The 22,772-nt window shown below is 36.3% G+C and carries 21 protein-coding genes; 9 read left to right on the top strand and 12 right to left on the bottom strand.

Going from position 1 to position 22,772, the window contains the following annotated elements; genetic code table 11:
• Positions 1 to 6 precede the first annotated feature (6 nt).
• Positions 7 to 390 carry a hypothetical protein gene (locus ATS76_RS17060; RefSeq protein ID WP_058553034.1) on the bottom strand — a complete coding sequence of 128 codons (384 nt, stop codon included), beginning with the start codon at positions 388 to 390 and terminating at the stop codon, positions 7 to 9.
• A 67-nt stretch (positions 391 to 457) separates the two neighbouring features.
• The gene (locus ATS76_RS17055) at positions 458 to 877 is read right to left on the bottom strand and encodes a DUF3429 domain-containing protein (RefSeq protein WP_058553033.1); all 420 of its coding nucleotides are present in this window, start codon (positions 875 to 877) and stop codon (positions 458 to 460) included.
• Positions 878 to 1,140: 263 nt separating this feature from the next.
• On the opposite strand from ATS76_RS17055, the gene ahpC reads away from it, so the two are divergent.
• On the top strand, positions 1,141 to 1,710 hold the full coding sequence (gene ahpC / locus ATS76_RS17050; RefSeq protein WP_058404596.1) for an alkyl hydroperoxide reductase subunit C: 570 nt from the start codon (positions 1,141 to 1,143) through the stop codon (positions 1,708 to 1,710).
• Positions 1,711 to 1,864: 154 nt separating this feature from the next.
• Complete coding sequence (ahpF, locus tag ATS76_RS17045) at positions 1,865 to 3,448, top strand: alkyl hydroperoxide reductase subunit F (RefSeq protein ID WP_058553032.1); 1,584 nt, start codon at positions 1,865 to 1,867, stop codon at positions 3,446 to 3,448.
• A gap of 116 nt (positions 3,449 to 3,564) precedes the next feature.
• Here ahpF and ATS76_RS17040 read toward each other — a convergent pair whose 3' ends face one another.
• The 4 genes from ATS76_RS17040 to ATS76_RS17025 all read right to left on the bottom strand — a co-directional run bounded on the left by ATS76_RS17040 (position 3,565) and on the right by ATS76_RS17025 (position 7,173).
• Positions 3,565 to 3,804: a hypothetical protein gene (locus ATS76_RS17040; protein ID WP_058553031.1), complete on the bottom strand. Its 240-nt coding sequence runs from the start codon at positions 3,802 to 3,804 to the stop codon at positions 3,565 to 3,567.
• 31 nt (positions 3,805 to 3,835) lie between these two features.
• Positions 3,836 to 5,872, bottom strand: a complete 2,037-nt coding sequence (locus ATS76_RS17035; protein WP_058553030.1) for a hybrid sensor histidine kinase/response regulator — start codon at positions 5,870 to 5,872, stop codon at positions 3,836 to 3,838.
• A 158-nt stretch (positions 5,873 to 6,030) separates the two neighbouring features.
• Positions 6,031 to 6,252 carry a hypothetical protein gene (locus ATS76_RS17030; RefSeq protein ID WP_058553029.1) on the bottom strand — a complete coding sequence of 74 codons (222 nt, stop codon included), beginning with the start codon at positions 6,250 to 6,252 and terminating at the stop codon, positions 6,031 to 6,033.
• Positions 6,253 to 6,333: 81 nt separating this feature from the next.
• Positions 6,334 to 7,173, bottom strand: a complete 840-nt coding sequence (locus ATS76_RS17025; protein ID WP_058553028.1) for a patatin-like phospholipase family protein — start codon at positions 7,171 to 7,173, stop codon at positions 6,334 to 6,336.
• A gap of 414 nt (positions 7,174 to 7,587) precedes the next feature.
• Here ATS76_RS17025 and ATS76_RS17020 point away from each other — a divergent pair, with 414 nt between their 5' ends.
• The gene (locus tag ATS76_RS17020) at positions 7,588 to 8,460 is read left to right on the top strand and encodes an SMP-30/gluconolactonase/LRE family protein (protein WP_058553027.1); all 873 of its coding nucleotides are present in this window, start codon (positions 7,588 to 7,590) and stop codon (positions 8,458 to 8,460) included.
• A 15-nt stretch (positions 8,461 to 8,475) separates the two neighbouring features.
• Here the strand turns inward: ATS76_RS17020 and ATS76_RS17015 are convergent, their stop codons facing one another.
• From ATS76_RS17015 to ATS76_RS17005, 3 genes are all read right to left on the bottom strand, one after another.
• Entirely contained in the window at positions 8,476 to 8,931 is a 456-nt protein-coding gene (locus tag ATS76_RS17015) for an NfeD family protein (protein ID WP_058553026.1), read from the bottom strand.
• Between the two features lie 17 nt (positions 8,932 to 8,948).
• Positions 8,949 to 9,902 (bottom strand): slipin family protein, encoded by a 954-nt coding sequence (locus ATS76_RS17010; protein ID WP_058553025.1) that lies wholly within the window; start codon positions 9,900 to 9,902, stop codon positions 8,949 to 8,951.
• 118 nt (positions 9,903 to 10,020) lie between these two features.
• Complete coding sequence (locus ATS76_RS17005) at positions 10,021 to 11,463, bottom strand: sensor domain-containing diguanylate cyclase (RefSeq protein ID WP_058553024.1); 1,443 nt, start codon at positions 11,461 to 11,463, stop codon at positions 10,021 to 10,023.
• A 217-nt stretch (positions 11,464 to 11,680) separates the two neighbouring features.
• On the opposite strand from ATS76_RS17005, the gene ATS76_RS17000 reads away from it, so the two are divergent.
• Complete coding sequence (locus ATS76_RS17000; protein WP_058553023.1) at positions 11,681 to 12,574, top strand: cation diffusion facilitator family transporter; 894 nt, start codon at positions 11,681 to 11,683, stop codon at positions 12,572 to 12,574.
• Between the two features lie 355 nt (positions 12,575 to 12,929).
• Here the strand turns inward: ATS76_RS17000 and ATS76_RS16995 are convergent, their stop codons facing one another.
• Positions 12,930 to 17,396, bottom strand: a complete 4,467-nt coding sequence (locus tag ATS76_RS16995; protein WP_058553100.1) for an EAL domain-containing protein — start codon at positions 17,394 to 17,396, stop codon at positions 12,930 to 12,932.
• A gap of 202 nt (positions 17,397 to 17,598) precedes the next feature.
• On the opposite strand from ATS76_RS16995, the gene ATS76_RS16990 reads away from it, so the two are divergent.
• The 4 genes from ATS76_RS16990 to ATS76_RS16975 all read left to right on the top strand — a co-directional run bounded on the left by ATS76_RS16990 (position 17,599) and on the right by ATS76_RS16975 (position 20,746).
• Positions 17,599 to 18,150: an isochorismatase family protein gene (locus tag ATS76_RS16990; RefSeq protein ID WP_058553022.1), complete on the top strand. Its 552-nt coding sequence runs from the start codon at positions 17,599 to 17,601 to the stop codon at positions 18,148 to 18,150.
• A gap of 129 nt (positions 18,151 to 18,279) precedes the next feature.
• Positions 18,280 to 19,746, top strand: a complete 1,467-nt coding sequence (locus ATS76_RS16985) for a methyl-accepting chemotaxis protein (protein ID WP_058553021.1) — start codon at positions 18,280 to 18,282, stop codon at positions 19,744 to 19,746.
• Positions 19,712 to 20,254, top strand: a complete 543-nt coding sequence (locus ATS76_RS16980; RefSeq protein ID WP_082664370.1) for a DUF6436 domain-containing protein — start codon at positions 19,712 to 19,714, stop codon at positions 20,252 to 20,254. The genes ATS76_RS16985 and ATS76_RS16980 overlap by 35 nt, the downstream gene beginning before the upstream one ends.
• A gap of 297 nt (positions 20,255 to 20,551) precedes the next feature.
• Positions 20,552 to 20,746, top strand: a complete 195-nt coding sequence (locus tag ATS76_RS16975) for a (2Fe-2S)-binding protein (RefSeq protein ID WP_058404608.1) — start codon at positions 20,552 to 20,554, stop codon at positions 20,744 to 20,746.
• Between the two features lie 65 nt (positions 20,747 to 20,811).
• Here ATS76_RS16975 and bfr (ATS76_RS16970) read toward each other — a convergent pair whose 3' ends face one another.
• On the bottom strand, positions 20,812 to 21,276 hold the full coding sequence (gene bfr / locus ATS76_RS16970) for a bacterioferritin (protein ID WP_058404609.1): 465 nt from the start codon (positions 21,274 to 21,276) through the stop codon (positions 20,812 to 20,814).
• Positions 21,277 to 21,290: 14 nt separating this feature from the next.
• Positions 21,291 to 21,761 carry a bacterioferritin gene (bfr, locus tag ATS76_RS16965; protein WP_058553019.1) on the bottom strand — a complete coding sequence of 157 codons (471 nt, stop codon included), beginning with the start codon at positions 21,759 to 21,761 and terminating at the stop codon, positions 21,291 to 21,293.
• Positions 21,762 to 22,218: 457 nt separating this feature from the next.
• Here bfr (ATS76_RS16965) and ATS76_RS16960 point away from each other — a divergent pair, with 457 nt between their 5' ends.
• Positions 22,219 to 22,701, top strand: coding sequence for a GNAT family N-acetyltransferase (locus ATS76_RS16960; protein WP_058404611.1), 483 nt, complete (start codon positions 22,219 to 22,221; stop codon positions 22,699 to 22,701).
• Positions 22,702 to 22,772: the final 71 nt, after the last annotated feature.

Raw genomic sequence — 22,772 nt, 5'->3', positions numbered from 1 at the left:
ACTGTGCTAAGTGTCTTGCTTATTAACGTTTTGAGCTTTTTTATTTGCCGCATTTAAACGTTCAAAGGCAAGTCTTGTTTTTAGGCCTTCGATGGCTATTTGTTTAATAAGTAGGTTAAAGGTGATCACAATTGCAAACGCAAAGTGCAATGGGCCGTCTGTAAATCCGCCGTCTGCTTTATATAGCGTTACGCCAAATAATATGAGTAACACAACTAAAAATATCTCAATAAGTTGGTTTGAATAAAAGTTGAGGCGATTTTCATTTTTGTGATCTTTTTTTATGCTAATAGCACAAAAAAATGGAATGACCTTTATTTTAAAAGCGGCGTTTTTTTCTACGTAATTTTCGCCAAGTTCGTTAAGCTGCTGGCGTAATTGGTCAATCATGGTGAGTCCTCAAATAGCTGTGCGCGGATGGTACATTATTACCGCGCAATATTTAAGGTAATAGCTGCTATTTTGGGTAAATACTCATACCAATAATAAATATGTGGCACACAAACACGACTGACGTGAGCACAAAGCGCATTTTTTGATAGTCTTTATGGTAGGTTTGCCACTGTGGTGTAGATTTTTCAAAAAGTAAAACCAGCCAAAAACTCAGCGATAACCACCCTAAAACCCATTCAATAGGTAAAAATACTAAAAAGGGTACTGGAATAACAGGTAGTACCGCTTTTATTGCATCTGCATAGCTTTGCATCCCGGCATGCCAAAGGTTACCAGCCATAAAGGCAAGTATTGCAATGCTATAAAAGGTAAAAAACTCTAAGTTTACACTGTTACTACCGATCATTAGCGGCCAAGCTAAACAGGCTAAAAACGGGATTAGGCCAAGGTAGCCTAATTGAATGTGATTGATAAACTTGTTCATAACAGTGTGCCCTGAATATTTTAATAGTAAGCGAGGCAATTGTATCAGCCTTGCGCGTGCAAGCCGATATGTTGCAATAAATTAAATACGAATCTATCTGTAATTTAGTTTCATCTTAAAAATCGATTGTTTTAATCTAAACAATCAATTTTATTTAGTTTATTAATGGGCTTATTGTATTAATCAAGCCAGCAAGGTTAGCCAACAAATCTAGCCTTGCTTGGTAACTTAAATTAATACATTAAATATAAATGAGGAATACTATGAGCACTTCATTAATCAACACAAAAATTCAACCTTTCAACGCAACTGCATACCACAATGGAGATTTTGTAGAAGTATCTGAAAAAGATGTACTTGGTAAGTGGTCAATCTTCTTCTTTTACCCAGCAGATTTCACATTTGTATGTCCTACAGAGTTAGGCGACCTTGCAGATTACTACGCACAGCTTCAAGAAATGGGCGTAGAAGTTTACTCAGTATCAACTGATACTCACTTCACTCACAAAGCATGGCACGATACGTCAGACACAATCGGTAAAATTACTTACCCAATGATTGGCGACCCAACAGGCCGTATTACTCGCAGCTTCGGTGTAATGATTGAAGAAGAAGGTCTAGCACTTCGTGGTACTTTTGTAATGAACCCTGAGGGCGAAATTAAAGTAATCGAAACTCACGATTTAGGTATTGGTCGTAGCGCTAAAGAGTTAGTACGTAAAGTACAAGCTGCACAATACATTGCAACTCACGACGGTGAAGTTTGTCCTGCATCTTGGCAGCCAGGTGAAGACACACTTGCCCCTTCACTAGACCTAGTTGGTAAAATCTAAGTATAGATTTATCCCTACTATAAGGGCAGGCAACTGCCCTTAAACCAATAAATATTCGTTTATTGGTGCCTCCTATGTCAATTTGATAATTAAGCACATGCGTTTATTGGCATGGGAGGCTTGCTGTTTAAATTTTCCTAAAAAGGGTTAAGCCATGTTAGATAACAACATTAAAAATCAATTAAAAAGCCATTTTGAATCGCTTACTCAACCTGTTGAGCTGCTTATTGCCTTGGATGACAGCAAAAAATCAGCAGAAGTAGAAAGCTTAGCAAACGACTTAGCATCATTAAGCGATAAGTTTACAGTAGTTAACAACCCTGATACCAGCGCACGACGCCCGTCTATGGTTGTACATTCACCGGTTAAAAATACCCACATTACGTTTGCAGGCGTACCGATGGGACACGAATTTACAAGTTTAGTGTTGGCGCTTTTACATACTGGCGGACATGCAAGTAAAGCAAAAAGCGAAGACATTGAACAAATACAATCACTTGATCAAGAACTTAATTTTGAAATTTACATTAGCTTGAGTTGCCAAACGTGCCCACAAGTAGTGCAGGCGCTAAATACAATGGCCGCAACTAATAGCATAATTAAAGCAACAATGATTGATGGCGCACTATTTCAAGAGGAAGTAGAAGAGCGCAACATTTTAGCAGTACCGGCTGTTTATTTAAATGGCGAACCATTTAGCCAAGGTGCATTAAGCCTAACTGACATATTAAACAAAGTAGACAGTAAAGGTGCAGCACGCCAAGCTGCGGCACTTAGCGAAAAAGACGAATTTGACGTATTAGTAGTAGGTGGCGGGCCTGCCGGTGCATCAGCAGCTATTTATTCTGCACGTAAAGGGTTAAATACCGGTATTGTTGCAGAGCGATTTGGCGGGCAAGTTGCAGATACACTGGGTATTGAAAACTTTATCTCGGTTAAAGCTACTGAAGGCCCTAAGCTTGTTGCACAGCTTGAAGAGCATGTGAAAGAGTATGATGTTGATGTAATGCATAACCAACGTGCAGCAGGGCTTGAACGCGTTAATAACAAGTACGAAATTACGCTTGAAAACGGGGCTACTTTAAAAGCTAAATCGCTTGTTTTAGCAACCGGTGCACGCTGGCGCGAAATGAACGTACCCGGTGAGCAAGAATACCGCGGACACGGTGTAGCATACTGCCCACATTGTGACGGCCCTTTATTTAAAGGTAAACCTGTAGCTGTAATTGGTGGGGGTAACTCTGGTATTGAAGCCGCAATCGATTTAGCAAACATTGTTGAGCATGTAACAGTACTTGAGTTTGCAGATACATTACGCGCCGATGAAGTACTTATTCGTAAAGCGAATAGCTTAAATAATATTACTATTATTAAAAACGCCCAAACTACAGAAGTACTTGGCGATGGTAAAAAGGTGACAGGACTTACTTACACAGACCGAGTATCAGGTGATAGTAAGGCACTTACTTTAGCGGGTATTTTCGTTCAAATAGGCTTAATACCTAACACTGAGTGGTTAAAAATTAGTGACTTAGAGCTAAGTAAATTTGGCGAAATAGTAATTGATGCAAAAGGTGCTACATCATTACCAGGTGTTTATGGCGCAGGTGATGCAACAAATACCCCATTTAAGCAAATTATTATTGCCATGGGCAGCGGCGCAACAGCAAGTTTAGGTGCTTTTGATTACTTAATTCGCAACAGCGAAGAAAGCGAGCAAGACAAAACAGCTGCTTAAACTTTAATACCCTCTCTTGATATAACAGCAAGGTACACCCAAAGCTGTTTGTTAACCCAAGCCGCCCTCTCCAAAGGCGGCTTTTTTTGATCCAAATAACCTTTTTAAAAAATAGGCTAATCGCCACCACAGCTAGAATCTGAGCCGCTGCAACTATTATTATTATCAGAGTAACTTGCGCCGCCACTGTAGCCTGTTGTGCCGCTATTTGACTTTGAAGTTATGAAACTGAGCAATAGTAAAAAGCCGCTGATAATCAATACAACCATCACTGATTGCCAATCATCTGATGAGTAACCGGCGAAAAGTGCGATGCTAAAAATAGTAATTAATAGCGTTCGAGCTATTAGCTTCATTGTTATCTCCTTTTACCTATTTTTTAATTATTTATCTAATTAAGCTTAAATTTGGTTTAACAGTTTTTATTGCTGATGCTATGGCTGATTCTAACGAATACATTTTAAATGGCTTTGATATAAATAAATCCATACCCGCTTGTTTACACGCAAGTTTGTCTTGAGACGATGTATTAGCGGTTAAGGCAACAATATAGGTCTTATCAGTAGGGCAAATATTTTGCTCTCTTAACTGTTTAGTGGCCTCAAACCCGTCCAAAATAGGCATTATACAATCCATGAAAATAAGGTCATACGGCTTTTGCTTACATTTTAAAACAGCGTCTTGTCCGTCCACAGCAAAGTCGGGGTTTATATCAAGCTTATTTAAGGATGCGTTAAGCACTAATCTATTGATGTCGTTATCATCAACAACAAGTACAGATAACTCACTTGTATCAATATTAATATTAGCGAGAGGTTTGTCTTCAAGTATTTGCTCCTCGCCTCGGGTTATTGGAATATAAACTGAAAATGTAGAGCCTTTATTAATTTCGCTACTGACTTCAATTTTACCGCCCATGTACTGCACAAGCTCTTTTACAATTGCTAGGCCCAGACCTGTACCACCTTTTGTATTTTTAGCATCGACTTCTTGCGTAAATGGCGAAAATAGCGATTTAAGAAATTCAGGGGTCATTCCTCTGCCTGAGTCGGTCACGGTAATAGTGAGTGACAAATCACCGTCAGTATTGGTTAAAAACGTGTTCAGCTTTACAATACCTTGTTCTGTAAACTTTAATGCATTGCTGAGTAAATTAGAGGTGATTTGACTTAGGCGTGTGTTGTCGAAAAAGGCCCAGCAATCGTCATTAATTTCATTTTTTACTTCAAGTGCAACACCCTTTTCAGTAAATAAAGGGGTATAAAGTGAAACAAGGTCAGTAAAAACAGTTTTTAATAAAACATTATTCGGTTCTAATTTAAGCTCACCATGATTAATTTTTGAAAAATCAAGAACCTCATTAATTATATTCAATAATATATCCGAGCTGCGTAGCGCAACTTTGATTTTTTCTGTTCTTTTTTCTGGGTCATGCTCATCTATCAAGTTGGTGAGCATGCCTGTGATACCATTAAGCGGTGTTCTGAGTTCATGGCTTATTTTTGCAAAAAGCATGCTTCTGTCAAAAAGTAAGCGTTCAGCCTCTGCTTTTTTACTTTTAAGCTCTTCGCGTAATCTCATCGACTCAGTAATATCTTGAAATGTACCAAATAGCCTTACGCAGGTGTCGCCTTCAAATTCAGCTTCACCGAATGTAGAAACCCAGATGTTGTTATCATTTGCGGTAACAATTTCTAGTTCTAAATTCCATTTTTCGCCTTTGCCAACGGCTAATTCTACTGCTTTAGTAATATTTTCTCGGCTAGATCCTTCTTTGTAGAAGTTGATTGCTGTTTCCATCATTGGTTGATAGTTTTCATCAACTTCGTGAATAAGCTTGGTTTGTTTGCTCCAATAAATTTTATTGTGAGCAATATCAACTTCCCATGTGCCAATATTTGCTACGCTTTCTAGTTTTAATAGGCTATTACTGTTTTTTATTAGGCGGTCTTTAGTTTGGTTTCTGGCAAACTCAGCGCCTAACCACTGCGCAAATAACTCTATATAGTCATAGGCCTGATCGGTAAATACCGGAGATTGATTGGCTGAAGAAAAGTTTACTGTACCAAAAACCTCGTTTCCAACTTTAATTGGAGCACCAATGTAAGACTCTAGCTGAAAATTAGTAAAGCATGGGTGATCGGCTATTTCGCTTTGCGATACATTATGAAACGCAAGTGCGGAGCCTGCATTGAGCGTATGAACGCAGTAGGTATCATTTAAATTAAATTGTGTGCCGATGGCAAGCCCGTTGTCAGGAGTCACAGCATATAGAACAGTGTAAATACGTTCTTGTACTTCACTGATAATAGCTAAGTCGAGGCCAAAGACTTTAAGCCCAAAATTTAATAATTTTTGCGTTTTATCATCAAATGCCAAATTTTGATCAGAGACTATGTCGTGAAATTGCCTAAGAAAATTCAATAGAAAAAGATCCTTTAGAAATAATTTTTCAAATTCAATTTTAACTAGCAGATTATACAGATAGAACAAAATTGAAACAGTGATGATTTATTGCTCACAAACTAAATAATATTAAGATGCTTTTTATATAAACCATAATTAAAAAAAATATTAGTTATTTAGTAAGTTGAGTTAGGTGTGTATTCAGGGTTAATATCGCCATCAACTTCTTCTGGGTCAACATCGTTTATTAGCAGTGTTTCTCTTACCGCTTCAATATGACTCAGTACTGTTTGATAACGTTCTCCGTATTCGTATTTAGTTACTTCAATAGCTTTTGGCATATACGTAAATGCTATTTTAAGAGCATGAAGGGCATCTTCATTCATTTTCTCACTCATCAATCTCTCCTGACCAAATACAGTTAATAAATCAAGGTTACTATCGGCAGCTAATATTTTTTCTTTAATTATTTCTATAGCTTAACATGACAATAAATAAGTGCGGGCTTCTTCTAAACCTATGTTATAGCCATTATTTAAAACATCAAACGATTTAGTTGTTCTGCCTACCTTAAATTGTTTTGGTGGTGCAATAATATTAATTTTGCAATCACTGGGCGGGCTTAATATGAAGTCGATACTTTTATTATAAACTTCGGCTCTGTTTAAAGTTGCATTAATTAATGCAGGGTAGCCTTTATATATTTTTTTTGTTAACCAAGGTACTTTTGTTAATTTTTTACGATAACCAAGCGAGCGAGACAGTATAACGGTTATTTCGCGTGCTCCCATTTCGTATGCTTTAATCACAGGTATAGAGTCTGAAACACCCCCATCGGTCATTTGTATTTTATTGAGTGTTGGGTAATCACGATATGCAATGGGAATAGCACAGGATGCTTTTAGCTGCTCAACCATGCTATTGCTTGTTGCTTCTAAGTAGAGGGCTTTGCCTGAATCGACTGCCGTGGTAACAATGTAAAATGATTGTGGGTTTTGTTCAAAGACTTCTGTTTGCAAGGGAATATCACGAATTGTTTGCTCCCATAGCCAATCAAGGTCAAACAAATGCCCGCCTTTAACAAATCTTGCCAGATTAATAAACTCAGGCCTGCAAGAATAATCGGTTATTACTTTGTGGTTTCGCATAGGTTGATTACATAAAAACGCGGCGACATTTGTTGCCCCTGCTGACACACCAAAATAACAATCAAAGGGTTGATAACTTTGCGTTAAAAATTCATCAAGCACGCCCGCCGCAAATATACCGCGCATTGCGCCGCCTTCAACTACAAGCGCATGTTTTATATTTTTGGCCATAATTATAACTCCTTTTAATCTGTTTTTATGCTAGCAATTAAGTTTGAGTAGAGCGAGTAAAAAGTTCATATATTAATTCATTAACACTAGTTTAGTGATATTTATAAATATTTGTGAATCGACACAGTAATAACCTTTGTTCTGCAAGTCTATGTTAATAGGAAAGAATATTTAATACTAATTCGTTTAATTGAGTCTTAGCGTGAATTGGTATACGAGTTTTTTCTATACGGTTACTTAAAACGATGTTGTTGTAGTTATAAACGGCAGTTTGAGGAAGTGCTATATATTTTTTACTAAATCGATGTTATCTATAGGGATTACCAAAAAGTAGCTATTTAGGCAATTTAGTTTGTTGCCTTAAAAATGCCCATTTATACAAAATTTTAATTCTGAAAGGTCACAGGCTTTAGTATGGCTGATTTTAAGACAATCCTATTTAGTAAAGTACAAAACCAGCTTGGAGAAAGCCCTCTATGGCATCCAATACTTGATATGCTTTTTTGGGTTGATATCAATAAAAAACTGTTATTTTGTCGCTCATTCGATGAACCAGAAATAATACACTCGGTTGAAATGCCTTTTATAGTGACCGCTATAGCTTGGCATGATGCAGAATATTTGATTTTAGGTACTGAGTTAGGTATTTATCGCTATAACATAAACAGTAAATTCACTGAATTAATTATAGAACTTGAAAGTAATGAGCTTAATAGGCGCTCAAACGATGGGCGAGCCGATCCGTGGGGTGGCTTTTGGTTAAGTACCATGGATAAGAGTGCCCAAAAAGGGCAGGGGAAAGTATACCGCTATTACAATAAAAAGCTTGATTGCATTATTACTGATTTAACTATCCCAAATGGTTTGTGCTTTGATAAAAACCGCTCACGTGGTTACTATTGTGACTCTTTTACAAGCTGTATCTACCAGCTTGACCTTGATGATATTACAGGCGAAGTTGTTGGTACTGAAAAGGTATTTTATCAATTTAGTAATACAGATATAGATCCAGATGGATGCGTAATCGACAGTAAAGGTAACTTGTGGCTAGCGGTATGGGGAATGGGGTGCGTTATGTGCTTATCGCCTGATGCCGAATTACTCCACACAATAAAAGTAAACATCCTTAATCCTACATGTACAGCATTTGGTGGAAAACAAGGTGAGCTGCTATTTGTAACTTCTGCACTGTGCGAATCTAATAATGATTTACAAAATATACAAGGGGCGACATTGCAAATTAAGGGAATAAAAAACGGGCAGTTAGAGCCGCCCGTTATTTTATAATTAGCTTACAGATTGCTAGGCAACGGGTTTGACCCACATAACGCCAACATCTTTTTTTATAACGTATACGCGAGTGCCTGCACTAACTAGCTGCTCACTTTTTAATTTCCAGCTAATACCTGAATAATTATAAGTAGTTAACCCTTGATCGGTAACGTCGTCATCAAGAGTAAACGTAAGCTCTGCAAAATCGTTTTTTACGGGTTTGGTATCCACACGATTTTGCATTTTTTTTAGAGGTTTCCACAGACCGATGGCTAAAATAGCCGTTACCACGGTATTGCTCCAAAGTGCTGTTGTTAATGAGTCAGGTAAAATACCAATACTCATTAAAAAACCAGTTATCAGCAGCGATAAGCCAAAAAACAATAGAATAATAGTAGAGAGACCAAGCACTGCTACCTCTACTATCAAAGCAAGTATACCCAGTACCATGAGTGCTTGCGGTAGGTTTTGCAAAATAAAGTCCATACTAGCCTCTCATATTCTTAGCTTTTGTTTTGTTTATTTAAGCTATTAATAATAGCCATACCTTGAGCAACCATTGAGCTTGCATCCGTTGCGTTATCAGGTAGTAAAACAACCGATGATTCGCGTGCGATTGCTTCTTTAGCTGATATGGCTTTAGTTGCTAAATCAAGTTGAATTGCTTTTTGACCTTGTTCGGTATCTGCAGCTTCACCCACTTTTAGTAAGGCATTTGCTTGTGCTTCTGCAACGGTTGTAATTGCAGTTGCTTCACCTTCTGCACGTAAAATTTGTTCAGCTTTATCGGCTTCTGCTGCAAGAACTTGCGCTTGCTTTTTACCTTCGGCCACATTTATGTTTGCTTGGCGGTCGCCTTCAGACTCTAAAATTTGGGCACGTTTTACTCGCTCAGCTTTCATTTGTGCTTCCATAGCTTCCATAATAGAGTTTGGTGGCACAATGTCTTTAATTTCGTAACGCAATACTTGAATACCCCAAGGCTCAGATGCTTGATTGATTGCAGCTACAATATTGGTATTAAGTAAGTCACGTTCTTCAAACGTTTTATCTAGCTCCATTTTACCGAGCTCAGAACGCATTGTTGTTTGTGACAGTTGCACAACCGCAAATGTGTAATCGTCAACACCATAGGTTGCTTTATATGGATCGAGTACTCTGAAGTAAAGTACGCCGTCTACAATTAATGAAATATTATCTTTTGTGATAGCCGATTGAGATGGAACATCTTGCGCTTGCTCTTTTAAACTGCGATCAGCAGAAATTCTGTCAATAAACGGAATAATAAAGTTCAGTCCGGCTTCTTTGGTTGATTGGTATTTACCAAAACGTTCAATTAGCCAAGCTCTATTTTGAGGGACAAATTTAACACTGCTTTTTAGAAGCACAATAACAAAGATGAGTAAAAATGCCTCGACGGTAAACACGACATCGAGTATTTGAGATACTGGATCCATTTAAATATTCCTTTTATTAGTTAGTCATAAAATGGTGTATTGTTTTAATTTTAAACGGATTAAGATTATCACTCATCAGGGCAATTACCTACAAAAACAACATTGTTAGCAATATATATTATTTAGGAGAATACTCTGAAATTTTATTTCGGCCTGATTCTTTAGCATCATAAAGAGCAGCATCGGCTTTTGAAATTATATCTTTAGCTCTTGTTTTAGTATTAGGGATAACACTATAAAAACCAATACTTAAAGTAAGCTGTTTGCTTACATCTGATTGATTATGTTCAATGTTTAGTCGCGCTATGTCATTTTGAATTAAGGTAGAGAAACAATTTGCATTCTCTGAGTCTGTGCAGGGTAAAATAATTGCAAATTCTTCACCGCCATATCGAGCTGCCAGGTCGCCGGGGCGTTTACATAAATTTTGAAGTGTTTCTGCAACGTATTTTAAAGCCTCATCTCCTTTTTGATGACCATAGCTATCATTGTATTTTTTAAAAAAGTCAATATCGCAAATAATTAAACTAATGGGTTGCTGATAACGAACACAGCGTTGTATTTCATCTTCAAAGGTTTTGTCAAAACACCGACGATTGGCAATTGTTGTTAAACCGTCAGTGTTTACTAATTCGCTTAATTTTTGATTGGCGGTTATGAGTTGCTGCTGCGCTAGTTCTAGCTTTTGTTTGTAGTTTATATTTTTGAATGCATTAGTGAGTATTTCACCAACGAGTTTAATTCGGATTAAATCAAGGTTCGTCCACTCACGTTTTTCAGCTACGCAGTCGCAACCAATAAAACCAACCAGCTCTTTTTCGTAGCTTAAGCCAATACACAATACAGATTTAATTTTTTGTAGTTCAAACTCTTTTTTTTCACCTCCCGCAGAGGCTGGTAGATCCGAAACATCATTAACTTTAAATAAGTATGTGTCGTTCATTAATTTAAAAAAATAAGGTAGTTCACTTTTAGGTACATCTTGCAACGAATCCTTAAAAGGCACTATACCTTTATTTACCCACTCATGCGTATTACTCATTTGAGTGTTTTCGTCGTTGAATTTAAAAAGGTAACTACGGTCTGCATGGCATACTGTACCAATTGCTTTAAGTGCATAATTTATATGACCATCTACATTATCGTTTTGAATATCAATGAGGTCTGCAGATATATTCGATATAACAACATCAAAATTATATTGTTCATCGATTTTGTGTTTTTCTATTTCAAAGGTAATCATTGAAACGGTCTCGGTAATATAAGCAAATTTAATATTTAATAAAAAGGCTGTTTCATTAATTTCAAGTACAACGTTATTTAACACATTTGGTATTAGGTAAACATCAAACAGGTTTTGCAGTAATAAAGGTTTTTTACTTAATGGGCTTATAAGCTTAATGTGGCCAAAATGGTTTGCGCACAGGTCATCACCCTGCTCTAAATTAAACAGTTTTAAGGCTTGATTATTCGCTTTGTAATTGCGTGTTTTTGAGTCATGTACTAAAACAGCAAAAGGGAGGCACTTTAATGTTCTCCATATGTCTTTTATTGAATTCAAGGCTTATGACTACCTCTTGTTAGTTCGAAGCTTGGTTGCGTTCGTTTATTATTATTCTTATATAATATGTTTTAGTACACTTTTGTTGATATTACTAACTTTTTAGTGCGTTTAAATGAACGACGTATTATAATTGATACTGTATATCATTACTCCTTTCTCCAGTGAGCCTCAAATGGCTTACTTGCATTTTAAGTATAGGTAATCCAAGCATTTCATGACAGAGATCACAACACATCAAGCTTCTCGCCGGCGCTTACTTATTGCACTTGCCATTACATGTTCATTTATGGTGATACAAGTGATTGGTGCTTACTACGCTAATTCATTAGCTGTATTAGCGGACGCAGGGCACTTATTTGTACACAATAGCTCGCTTTTTATAGCGTTAATCGCATCAAGTTTTGCAATTCATTTAGCAAAAACATATAACGATGGATATCAACGTGCTGAGTTAGTGGGGGGGCTTGTTAATGGCATATTGTACCTTGCGATTAGTTTGGTCATTTTATATGAAGGTGGTGAGCGCTTTATTCATCAGCACGAGGGTAATGAGCTTGAGATTAATAGTTATTTGATGTCAGTTATAGCTGGTTTAGGCTTTTTGTTTCATGGTGCAGCTGCTTGGGTTTTGTACAAGGGGCGTAAAGCAAGCATTAATGTATACGCTGTGTTTTTACACTCATTTTTTGATTTAATTTCAACAGTATCTACATTTGTTGCTGGTGTATTAATATATTTAACAGGCTTTGCAGTTATCGATATTTTATCGAGTATGCTTATTGCGTCATTTGTGTTGTTTACGGGTATTAAAGTCATTATTAGTTGTATTAAAGGATTACGTTTAAATAAAGCTAAGCTTCCTAAGGTAACTGATATTGAAAGCGAAATCACAGATATTGAACACGTGCATAACGTACATAATGTGACTGTAACACGTAACTACGATGGCTTAGTAGTGGGTGCTCACGTGGTACTTAAAAAGCATTGTACTATTGAAAAACACGATGAAGCATGTCGCTTAAAGGTGGAAAACCTGCTTGCTGAAAGGTTTAAAGTAACCAGTAGCGTACTGCAAATTGAAAGCCATGAGTGTCATCATATTCACTAGGATTTATTAATCTTTCAAAGTTCAATCTTTAGTATTTTGTATGGCATTTAGGCAAGGTAACGCCTATGAAATGTGTAACTCTCTCAAATAAACTTTAGCGCAGCATCGATGCCAAATAGACGTGTCCCCGAAGGGGCTTCCTCAGAGCAATTTACTGTTTGTTGCTTGGTATTGGCTTATTTTTATATGGATGTACTTCATTAAAGTTACGCAGTAGCAATTATTAAGCCCAATAGGTTATAAAACCTTGCGCTGCGATTAAATCCCTCCTAGCTTGAACGGGGTTTAGTCCACAAGGCCAATTAGCCCTAATATTAATTAAGTGCCAAGGTTTTAAATCCTCTTTTTAGATATTTTAAATAAGCTCAATAATTTTGCTAAAACAACTACTTTCTTTAAGAGCCTCAGCACTCATCGGCCTTGCAAAGTAATAACCTTGAAGCACATGGCACCCCGAGTTAGCTAAAAACTCCATTTGCTCACGATTTTCAACGCCTTCGGCAATACAATATAAGTTTAGGTTTTCAGCTAAAGAAAGAATAGTTTTAATAATTGACTCGTCTCCTTTATCTTCACCAATACTATTTACAAAACTCTGATCTATTTTTATAACGTTAATCGGAAATTGGCTTAAATAAGTTAATGATGAATAACCTGTGCCAAAGTCATCAAGTAATAATTTAAACCCTGCTGTTTTCAACGCCTGTAATTGCTTTGCAGCTTTGTATTTATCTTCGAGCAAAATGCTTTCTGTAATTTCGAGCCTTAGCTGCCTGGTTTGAACATTAAATTCTTTTAAAATATGCTCCAACCGATCCGTTATATTCGCTTTTAAAATGTGTTTAGGCGACAAGTTTAAAGAAATATAAAATAAAGGATTCTCATTAAGCAATGGGGCTAATTGAATAAGCGCACGTTTTAGTGCAAGCTCAGTTAGGTGTTCTATTAACCCTGTTTCTTCTGATATAGGAATAAACACCGCAGGTGAAACAAATTGTCCTTTGTTTTTCCAACGCATGAGTAACTCCACGCCGTTAATCGTTTTTGCTTCTATATCAATAATGGGTTGGTAATGATTAAACAAAAGGTCGGCTTTTACTGCATCTTTTAAATCATTTTCGAGCAGCAGTTTTTGTTTGATTTGTTCATTCATTTCATCGCTAAAGAAACTGAAGTCATTCCTACCATTTTGCTTAGCTTGCATCATTGCAACATCGGCATTGCGAATTAAAATGTCGGTTGTGATGGCATCAAAGGGATAAAGAGCTATCCCTATACTGGCAGAAATATTAATGGCAAAGTCTTCAATCATTACTTTATTTGCTAATTCTTTACTAATTAGTTTAACGGTTTCCTTCAACGAGTCTTGCGATTCTACATTTTTGATAAGAACTAAAAATTCATCCCCGCTTTGTCGGCCAAGCTGTGCATTTTCGTTAAGTATATTATTGACCCGCTCAGTAATATTGCAAAGAAGCTTATCACCCACGGCATGACCAAAAGAGTCATTCACTGGTTTAAACTTATCTAAATCTATAAACAGGAGTGCGCAATGTGTATTTGAGCTTGCAGCTTGCTTAATAGCTTCCTCAATGTTTTGGTACATTAAACTACGGTTTGGCAGTTTTGTCAGTGCGTCATAGTTAGCTAAATATCGCAGCTCATTTTCAGCTCTTTTTTGCTCAGTTAAGTCAGAAATAACAATTACATAGTAGCTTACTTCTGTTGTGCTTTTAGCAACTGCAGTCACATTAATGTGCACTGGGTGCTTATTATTTTTAGCTGTTTTTATTAAGGTATCGATATGCCAGTTTTCAGTTGGCTGCAATGCATTTAATGTTTTTGCAAATTCTTTGCACTTTTCTATACCAAGCGATTTTATAAATAGTTTAGGGCTAATATTTGTAGATGTTTGTGTATCTGAAAACGTTCTTATAAAACTAGTATTCGCGGAAAAAGGCAGTAAGTGGTCGTCTAAAATCAGCAACCAATCGTTTATTTGGCCAAATGCTTCACCTAATATTTTAGCTTGCTCTTCATTAGCACGCTGCTCAGTAATATTGGTATAGATACCTGATACATATAAAGGCTTGCCTGTTTGAGTATCAAAAATTATTTGGCCGGTGTCTTGGTACCATAACCAATGGCCATTTTTATGGCGAAGACGAAATGTTAATTGCCAATTTTTATTTTTACTTTTATTACTTATATAATTTTGCCATTTGGTTTCAAAGCGGCGCTTATCGTCAGGATGTATAATAGAAAAAAACTGCTCTATAGCTACCCGTTCTTCTAAGTTTTCGTAACCCAGTTCTGTGCCACGTAAAGTATTTACTGAACGGTCTAAAAATTGATAATCCCATACGCCACTTTTATTGTTTTTGAGGGCGAGTTCTGTTTGTTTTTTCGAGTTTATGGTGTCTGTATGCGCTTGTTGAATAACATTTTGACGGTTTCTGTACTGCCAAAAAAATAAAGCGAAAAGGGTGAGCGTAATTACAACATATGAGAAGAGTGCAAAGGGCGACTTCCAGGGAGCATGGGCTACATTTATGCTGAGCTTCACGGGTTGGGTTTTAATTACACCATCTTTAAAATGCGCGTTTATAGTGAGAGAGTAGTCGCCTGGTTGAAGTTTAGTAAAAAACACCTGGTTTGCTTTTAAGTTTTCATAAGTAAGTGATGTTGGGCCATCAAGAACCACATCATAAAACGTTTTGTTTGTATCTGGGTACGAAAAATCAGAAAAGCTTACCGTCAACCCCATATCATCATGGTCTAGTTTGAGCGCTTGATTACTGTATTTAATGGGGGAAAAAGGCAATTCCCTCGTTAATAAACTGACATCTGTAATTGCTAGTTTATGTTTTTTGGTTGTTTTTTTTGTTTTGAAGTCAGCAGGGCTAAAAAGTAGGGCGCCTGCATTACTGCCAATTATTATTTGCCCATTATTCAATTTCTTTTGTGTGTAATCTGTGAATTTATTAGTATTTAAACCATCTTTAACCGAGAAACTTATAACATTAAGTGTGTTGAGATTTATTTTGTAGAGTCCATTTTCAGAGCTTGCCCACAGGTAATCTTTTTCATCAGGGACTAAAGACAAAATTGAATTAGAATTTAACGAGTTTTTAAGGCTTAGAGAATGCTTTTTTTCGTAGCTTTGTGGGTCTACGCCAATTAAACCTTCATGAGTCGTTGCAAGCCATAAAATATTTCTTTTTAAGTCAAGGTAGTAATTATCTACCGTATAATAAATGTTACCTTTAGTATTTGATGACTGAAATATTGAGGTTAAGTTTTGTGTTTCTTCGTTATACCTAACCAAGCTATTACTCATACTAATTAAAAGTTCATTAGGATGAGTTTCCAATGGCGGAAGAAACACATAGGCATTTATCGGATCTAGTAGGTTTTTAAGTCCTTTAATAACCCTAATATCACCCGTTTTTTCGTTAAACACGTAAAAGTTTTTGTCGTTAGCAAACGCATATTTATGGGTGTCAATTTTGGCAAAACCAAAAATAGTCGGTTGAGTAAGTAAATCGTTATTACTACTTAAATTTGACACTAATTGTTTACTGTTTTTATCAAATAATTCAAACCCATTGTATGTATACAGCCATAAATATCGGTTGTTTCCTAGGGAAGAAGCAAAAATATCATAAACTGCTGATGAGCCAAACACTGCTTTAGTGTCTGTTGAATTTAAAAAAGTACGCGTGGTTTCTGTTTTAGGGTTGTATTGAGCTAGGCCATCGTTTGTGCCAAACCAAATAGTTTTATCGTCGTCTTCGTGAATTTTGTTTATGGTATTATTGACGGGCAAATTAATATTTTTAAATCGCCTAGTGTTAATTGGCCATGTGAATACCCCCTGGCTTCTTGAGGATAACCAAAGCACTCCGGTTTGGCTTATTGCTAAATTGCTAATCGTGTTATCGTTTATATTAAATTTACTTTTTTCATAATTTAATATGAGCTCTATTTCGCTGTTTATTCGGCTAAAACTATATAACCCTTTTTCGGTTGCTACAAAATCACCATCATCAGAACTAATGTAATCCCAAATATTAAGGTCGGGAATAAGCGTTATTATTTTAGAACTGAGTAATTGGTTATCATTTGAAAATGCGAATCTATACAGTCCCTCTACCGAACCGACTAGGAGACCAAGCTCTTTATCTACCTGCAAAAACTTTACATTAATGTTGTCTATTGTTATTTGTTCGGCAGGGTGAAGCGGTACTTCTGCAAGTTGATTACTAACAAGGTTAAGTGCATATAGCCCATCATTGGCACCAATATAAAGTGTATTATTATGTAGTGTTAGAGCACGTATATATGAGGTTTTATTAGCTAAAGCCGCTGTTTGTGTAAAAGCCCCCGTGGTTTTATTGTAAGTGAGTACTTGGTTATCAATAGCTAAATAGTAAAGCTCGTTCTGTCCCGCCATTGCTGAAACAGGAGAATAAATTTGTGTTTCTTTATCTAGCTGGCCAGAGTAGATTTTTTCTGTTTTGAGAGTTTGTGGGTCAATTAGGTATGCACCGGCTATATCAGTGGAAACAAGTAACTTACCATCGTTTGTTTTTAACAGTGTAGAGATGTAGTGTTTGTCTAGATCAAAACCACCGTCGAATGTTTCAACGGTATAGCCATCAAACCTGTTTAATCCTTGTTGTGTTGCAATCCAAATGTATCCAATCTCATCTTCTTGTATTTTTTCAACATAATTTTGCGAGAGTCCTTCATCGGTAGAAAGGCGCTGTAATTGTTGGGCGTAATTTTGCGATGAAAATGCATTAGAAATACACAACATGAAAAATAAAATAAAAAGGCAACGTTTACTAAATGGCACTGATGACCGATCTCCACAACAGGTAATGCATTATTCAGCTAAGTGTTAAATATAGCACAAGTTTTATTTTTTAATTACAAATAATAAACAGAAAATATCAATGCTAATGTAATGTATTAAGCTAATATTTAAGGCTATTAAAGAGTTTTAGAGAGGTCTTTGAATGGTTTTAACAAACATACAAGCTAAAGATAGTCTTTTACTGATAATAGACATTCAAGAGCGACTTTCCCCTATGATCAGTGATTTTCAAAATCTTTTAAAAAACACGCTAAACTTAGCGCAGGCGTCTTATGTGCACGACATACCGACACTAATTACAGAGCAATACGTGGATGGATTAGGAGAAACTAATAAAAAAATTAAATCGGTTTTACCGCGGGCTACGTTCTTAAGTAAGGTTCATTTTAGTGCCTGTGAAGAGGCAGGTTTTTTAGACAAATTAACCAGTTTTAACAAAAAAACTATTGTTGTGGTAGGCACTGAGGCGCATGTATGTGTTTTGCAAACGTGTATCGATTTATTAAAAAGTGGATTTGAAGTAGTTTTAGTAACAGACGCAATAGGTTCTCGTAATGAGAAGCATAAAAATATCGCAATAGATCAACTAAAGCATGGTGGAGCGGTAATTTCATGTGCGGAAATTATTATATTTCAATGGACAAAAACCGCAGCTACGCCTACGTTTAAGAAAATATTAGCTATAATTAAATAGGTTACTTGTATACAATGTAAATAAAATGTTTACTGTTTTTTAGCTTTAAATTATTCATTGACAATACCGATATTATTTGGCTTTTTTATTAAGTTAAATTTATCCGCAAAACTAAAAATTAGGGTCTTTATGTCTAGTGTTAGTCGTTTATTAACAATTATTTTTATTCTTTTATTTGTTGAATCTATAGGCCTTGGCCTTTATTTTGATACGTTAACTCAGGCATTTGTAGTTGGTTTGCCGTTGTGTTTATTACCAATATGGCTACTAAAAACCCAAGAAAACAATCCTGTCACCCCTCACATAGTTGCTGCAGCAATTATGATGTTTTCTTTTTTACACATACAACAAGCGTTTGGCTTAATTGAAGTACATTTTGAGATTTTTATATTAATGCCAATATTGATTGTTTTTGTCCAGTGGCGCGTTTTTATAACAGCTATTTTGTTTGTAGCCGTCCATCATCTGTCTTTTTACTACTTACAAACGCAAAACACGGGGTTTTATGTTTTCGACCCTGATAGACTCGTATTCAGCACTGTAATTATTCATGCAGTATATGCAATAGTTGAGGTGCTTGTTGTTGGTTATATAGCCATTACCTTGGAGAGAGAGCGCCGGGCTGGAACATCACTTAGTTCAGCAACTGAGCAAATAATGGAAAACTCTGAGCATATAAAATTATCTCTTAGAGCTGATTACACGCAAAGTGAAGCTGTTGTAGGTTTTAACACCTTACTCGATTACTTGTCGGACGTTATTAAACAAGTTAAAACTCAATCGTATTCTCTTAAAACCAACTCGGGTGAATTAATTCATGTTCACGATAGGCTAGCAAATGGTGCACAGCAGCGTACTCAGCAAACAGATGATATAGCTAATTCAGGCGCTCAAGTCGCGCATGGTTTTAAATTAGTTGAGCAAGAAAGTGAAGTGTTAAAGCATCAAGTCGATAGCATTACAGAATCTGCTAAAGGCGCTTTAGATGACGTATTACAGACCGACAGCAAAAGTAGAGAACTACTAAATTTGTTAAATCACACTGAAGAGCAAATTAATCAACTCGTTGCTGCTGGTGATGTTATCTCAAGCTTATTAAACGAGATATCTGGAATTGCTGAGCAAACAAATTTACTGGCGCTTAATGCAGCTATTGAAGCAGCTAGGGCTGGCGAGCACGGTAGAGGCTTTGCTGTTGTAGCAGATGAAGTACGATCATTGGCGAATCACAGTAAAGCGACTACCGATAAAATTGGCTTGACGCTTAAAGACCTTGTTACAAATAGTAAAACATCTACTCAGTCAATGACTCAGTGCGTGAGCTTTGTTGTTGATTTAACTGAAATAAGCACTGCAATGAAAGAGAATATTTCAGCAATGAGTGAACAAATAAAAGCGGTGTCGAGTAGTACTAGCTCGGTTGCACAAGTTGTTTCGGAGCAAGCTGGCAATACAGAACAGATTGCTAACAGCACAGACCAAATGCGCCAAAATCAGTACGAAGATTCCAACATTGTTAAGCAACTTACTGACAAAGTTCAGTTAATTGACGTAAGTATTGATGTACTTGAGCAATCAATTGCCAAATTTAAGTAGCCCACGTTGTTTAAAGCTTATAATTCTAGCTTGGCTAGGGTTTGTTATATCGGGCTTAGTTTACTTTCAAGCTGAACAGTTAAAGCCGTTTGATAGTGACAAAATCTTATTGCAAAATGGTTGGTTTTTGAGTTTTAAAAACCAACTAGGCTTGAATACGCAAACACACGAGGCGTCTTTGATTCTTGTTTTAGAACAAAACTGTGGTTGCACAAAGCAGGCTAAAGCACATATTACCGCTCTTAAACGCTTTGCAGAAGAAAAAGGCTTTAACATCATTCAGCATCCTTACTCAGCTAAGCTACAGCACGTTATTCCAGCAACACCAGCCGCGATAATTATGGATAAGCATGGCGAGTTTGTTTACGCAGGGCCATTATCGGAAGGGTTAGCTTGCTCGCAGGGCAGCGGATTTGTAGAAACGGCAATTAATAACTTAGTTGCGGGGTTTAATTCGGATTTACTCGTCGCAGATACAAAAGGCTGTTATTGTAAAAATATCGTATAGCTTCATAGCACTGCTGATTTAAAAACAAATTCCTAGGGTGTTAATTCACACTCGACGTCCTCTTTCAATGACAAGCTAATAAACTTAGTACTTATATATGGTTTGAATCAGTGTAGCAGGCAGATTTAAGCAACACTTTTAGCTGTTCACTGAGTAATCACTTTTTATGTTGATGGTTATTTTAACGGCGTTATGAGAGTAACAATAAAATTCAAATAATGCTCGAATGACTATTGATAACTATTACCATTTAGATTAAGATGAGCATATCAAAAGTAATTAGAGTGGTTTGTATTCATGTATATTTGTCTTTGTCACGGTGTGACAGATAAAAAAATTGAGCAAACAATTGACGATGGTGCAACCACCATGCGTGAATTAACTAAAGAGCTTAAAGTGGGCAGCCAATGTGGTAAGTGTTGTGGTTGTACTAAAAAGATCCTTAATCGTAAACTTATCGAAATTGCAGATATTACCGATCAAGTAGCTTAATTACATTTCAAAAATTTATAAAAAAAGCAGCTTTATTAAGCTGCTTTTTTTGTAACTAAAACTGTTTAAAGTTGAGATTGTAGGTAATTTTCGATCCCTACATTTTCAATAAGCTGCTGCTGTGTTTCTAACCAATCCATTTGCTCTTCTTGCTCGTTTAAAATGTGGTCGAGCGCTTCTCGGCTAATGTAATCTTTTTTACTTTCAGCTAGTTTAACGGCAGCGCGGAGTTCGTCTATGGTGTCGAGTTCAAAGCTCATGTTAGCTGCAATCATTTCTTCGCTGTTCTCACCTATACGTAAACGACCTAGGTCTTGAAGGTTTGGTAAACCTTCTAAAAACAAAATACGTTCAATTAAACGGTCAGCGTTTTTCATTTTCTGAATGGACACTTTATAATCGGCTTTATCAAGTTTACTAAAGCCAAAATCTTTAAACATTCGTGCGTGTAAAAAGTACTGATTGATGCCAACAAGCTCGTTAGCAAGTACGTTGTTTAACGCTTTAATTACCTCTAAATCGCCTTTCATAAATTTAGCCCCTGCTAACCCATTTGAGATTGGTGATAATTTTCTGAGCCAATTTTTGCAATTAAGCCAAGTTGTTGTTCTAACCAGTAAACGTGATCTTCTTCTGTGTCAAACAATAGCTTTTGAAGTATTGCACGAGATTGATAATCTTGTTGCTCTTCACAGATGGCAATAACATCTTTTACGCAGGCAACCACTTCTAGTTCGAGTGTTAAATCATTTTGCATCATGCTCTTAACATCGTTACCGATAAGTAAATCACGACGCTTAGTAAGGTTAGGTACACCTTCTAAAAATAAAATACGTTTGATCAACCAGTCTGCATGGTCTTTTTCTTCTTCCATTTCATGATTAAGACGCTCATAAAGTTTATTCAATCCCCAATCGTCGTACATGCGCGAGTGTATAAAATATTGATCGATTGCAGCTAACTCATTGGCAAGGAGTGCATTAAATGCGTCGATTACTTTTTGATTACCTTTCATGATAAGTCACCATAACTTTCTTTGATTGTAGCCAGTGTAGTACAAAACTATTTAATTGCAAGGTTTTCTCTATAAAAATCATTGCGTTACTATTGGTTTTGATTCTTATTTAAGTTTGCATTGCTGCTTACTTTACATACAGTGTTTTTGATTTCAGTTTAAATAAAATTTTAATTATTATCAGGTTAATATAGTTAAGTACTTCTGACGGGATGTAAAATAGGTGTTATGAAGTAGCTACACCGTTAAAGCATGTATGGTAGGCTTTATAGACATAATTAGCTGTACTCACGAGCAAAAGATTTCAGCAATTAAATACAGCAATTAAGTTAAACCATTAATACAGGGCAAAATAACGCTTTAACTATTTAAATATATTGATGCTTAATACTTAATTAATTTTATGAAAAATATACTTTAATCTAATAAAAGCAAAGTACACCAGAGGAAAAACACTATGAGTCAGTCGATTATAATTCGCGATGCTAAACCAAGCGATGCAAATACTATCCTACATTTTATTACTGAGCTCGCAATATACGAAAAAGAACCCGATGCTGTAAAAACAAATGAGCAAGCAATTTTAGACACTTTATTTAGTGAAGGCGCCACTGCGCACAGTATTATATGTTTAGATGGCGATGAGCCAATTGGTTTTGCGGTTTATTTTTACAACTATTCGACTTGGTTAGGTAAAAATGGGTTATATCTTGAAGACTTATACGTTAGTCCAGATAGTCGTGGTAAAGGTGCAGGTAAAGCTATTATGAAGCATTTAGCCAATAAGGCGTTGAACAACAATTGTGGCCGATTTGAGTGGGTTGTGTTGGATTGGAATAAGCCTGCTATAGATTTTTATGACAGTATAGGTGCAAAACCACAAACTGAATGGATTATTTATCGTTTAACGGGCCAAGAGTTAATAGATTTCGCTAAATAGTTGAGTACCGATTGTGGCTAGCAATGGTTTAAAATTTATTTAAACTTTGTCGCAGTCAATTATTAAAAGAG

The organism is Pseudoalteromonas sp. 10-33, assembly GCF_001469195.1.
Lineage (GTDB): Bacteria > Pseudomonadota > Gammaproteobacteria > Enterobacterales > Alteromonadaceae > Pseudoalteromonas.
This window is presented reverse-complemented; position numbering and strand designations above follow the sequence as displayed.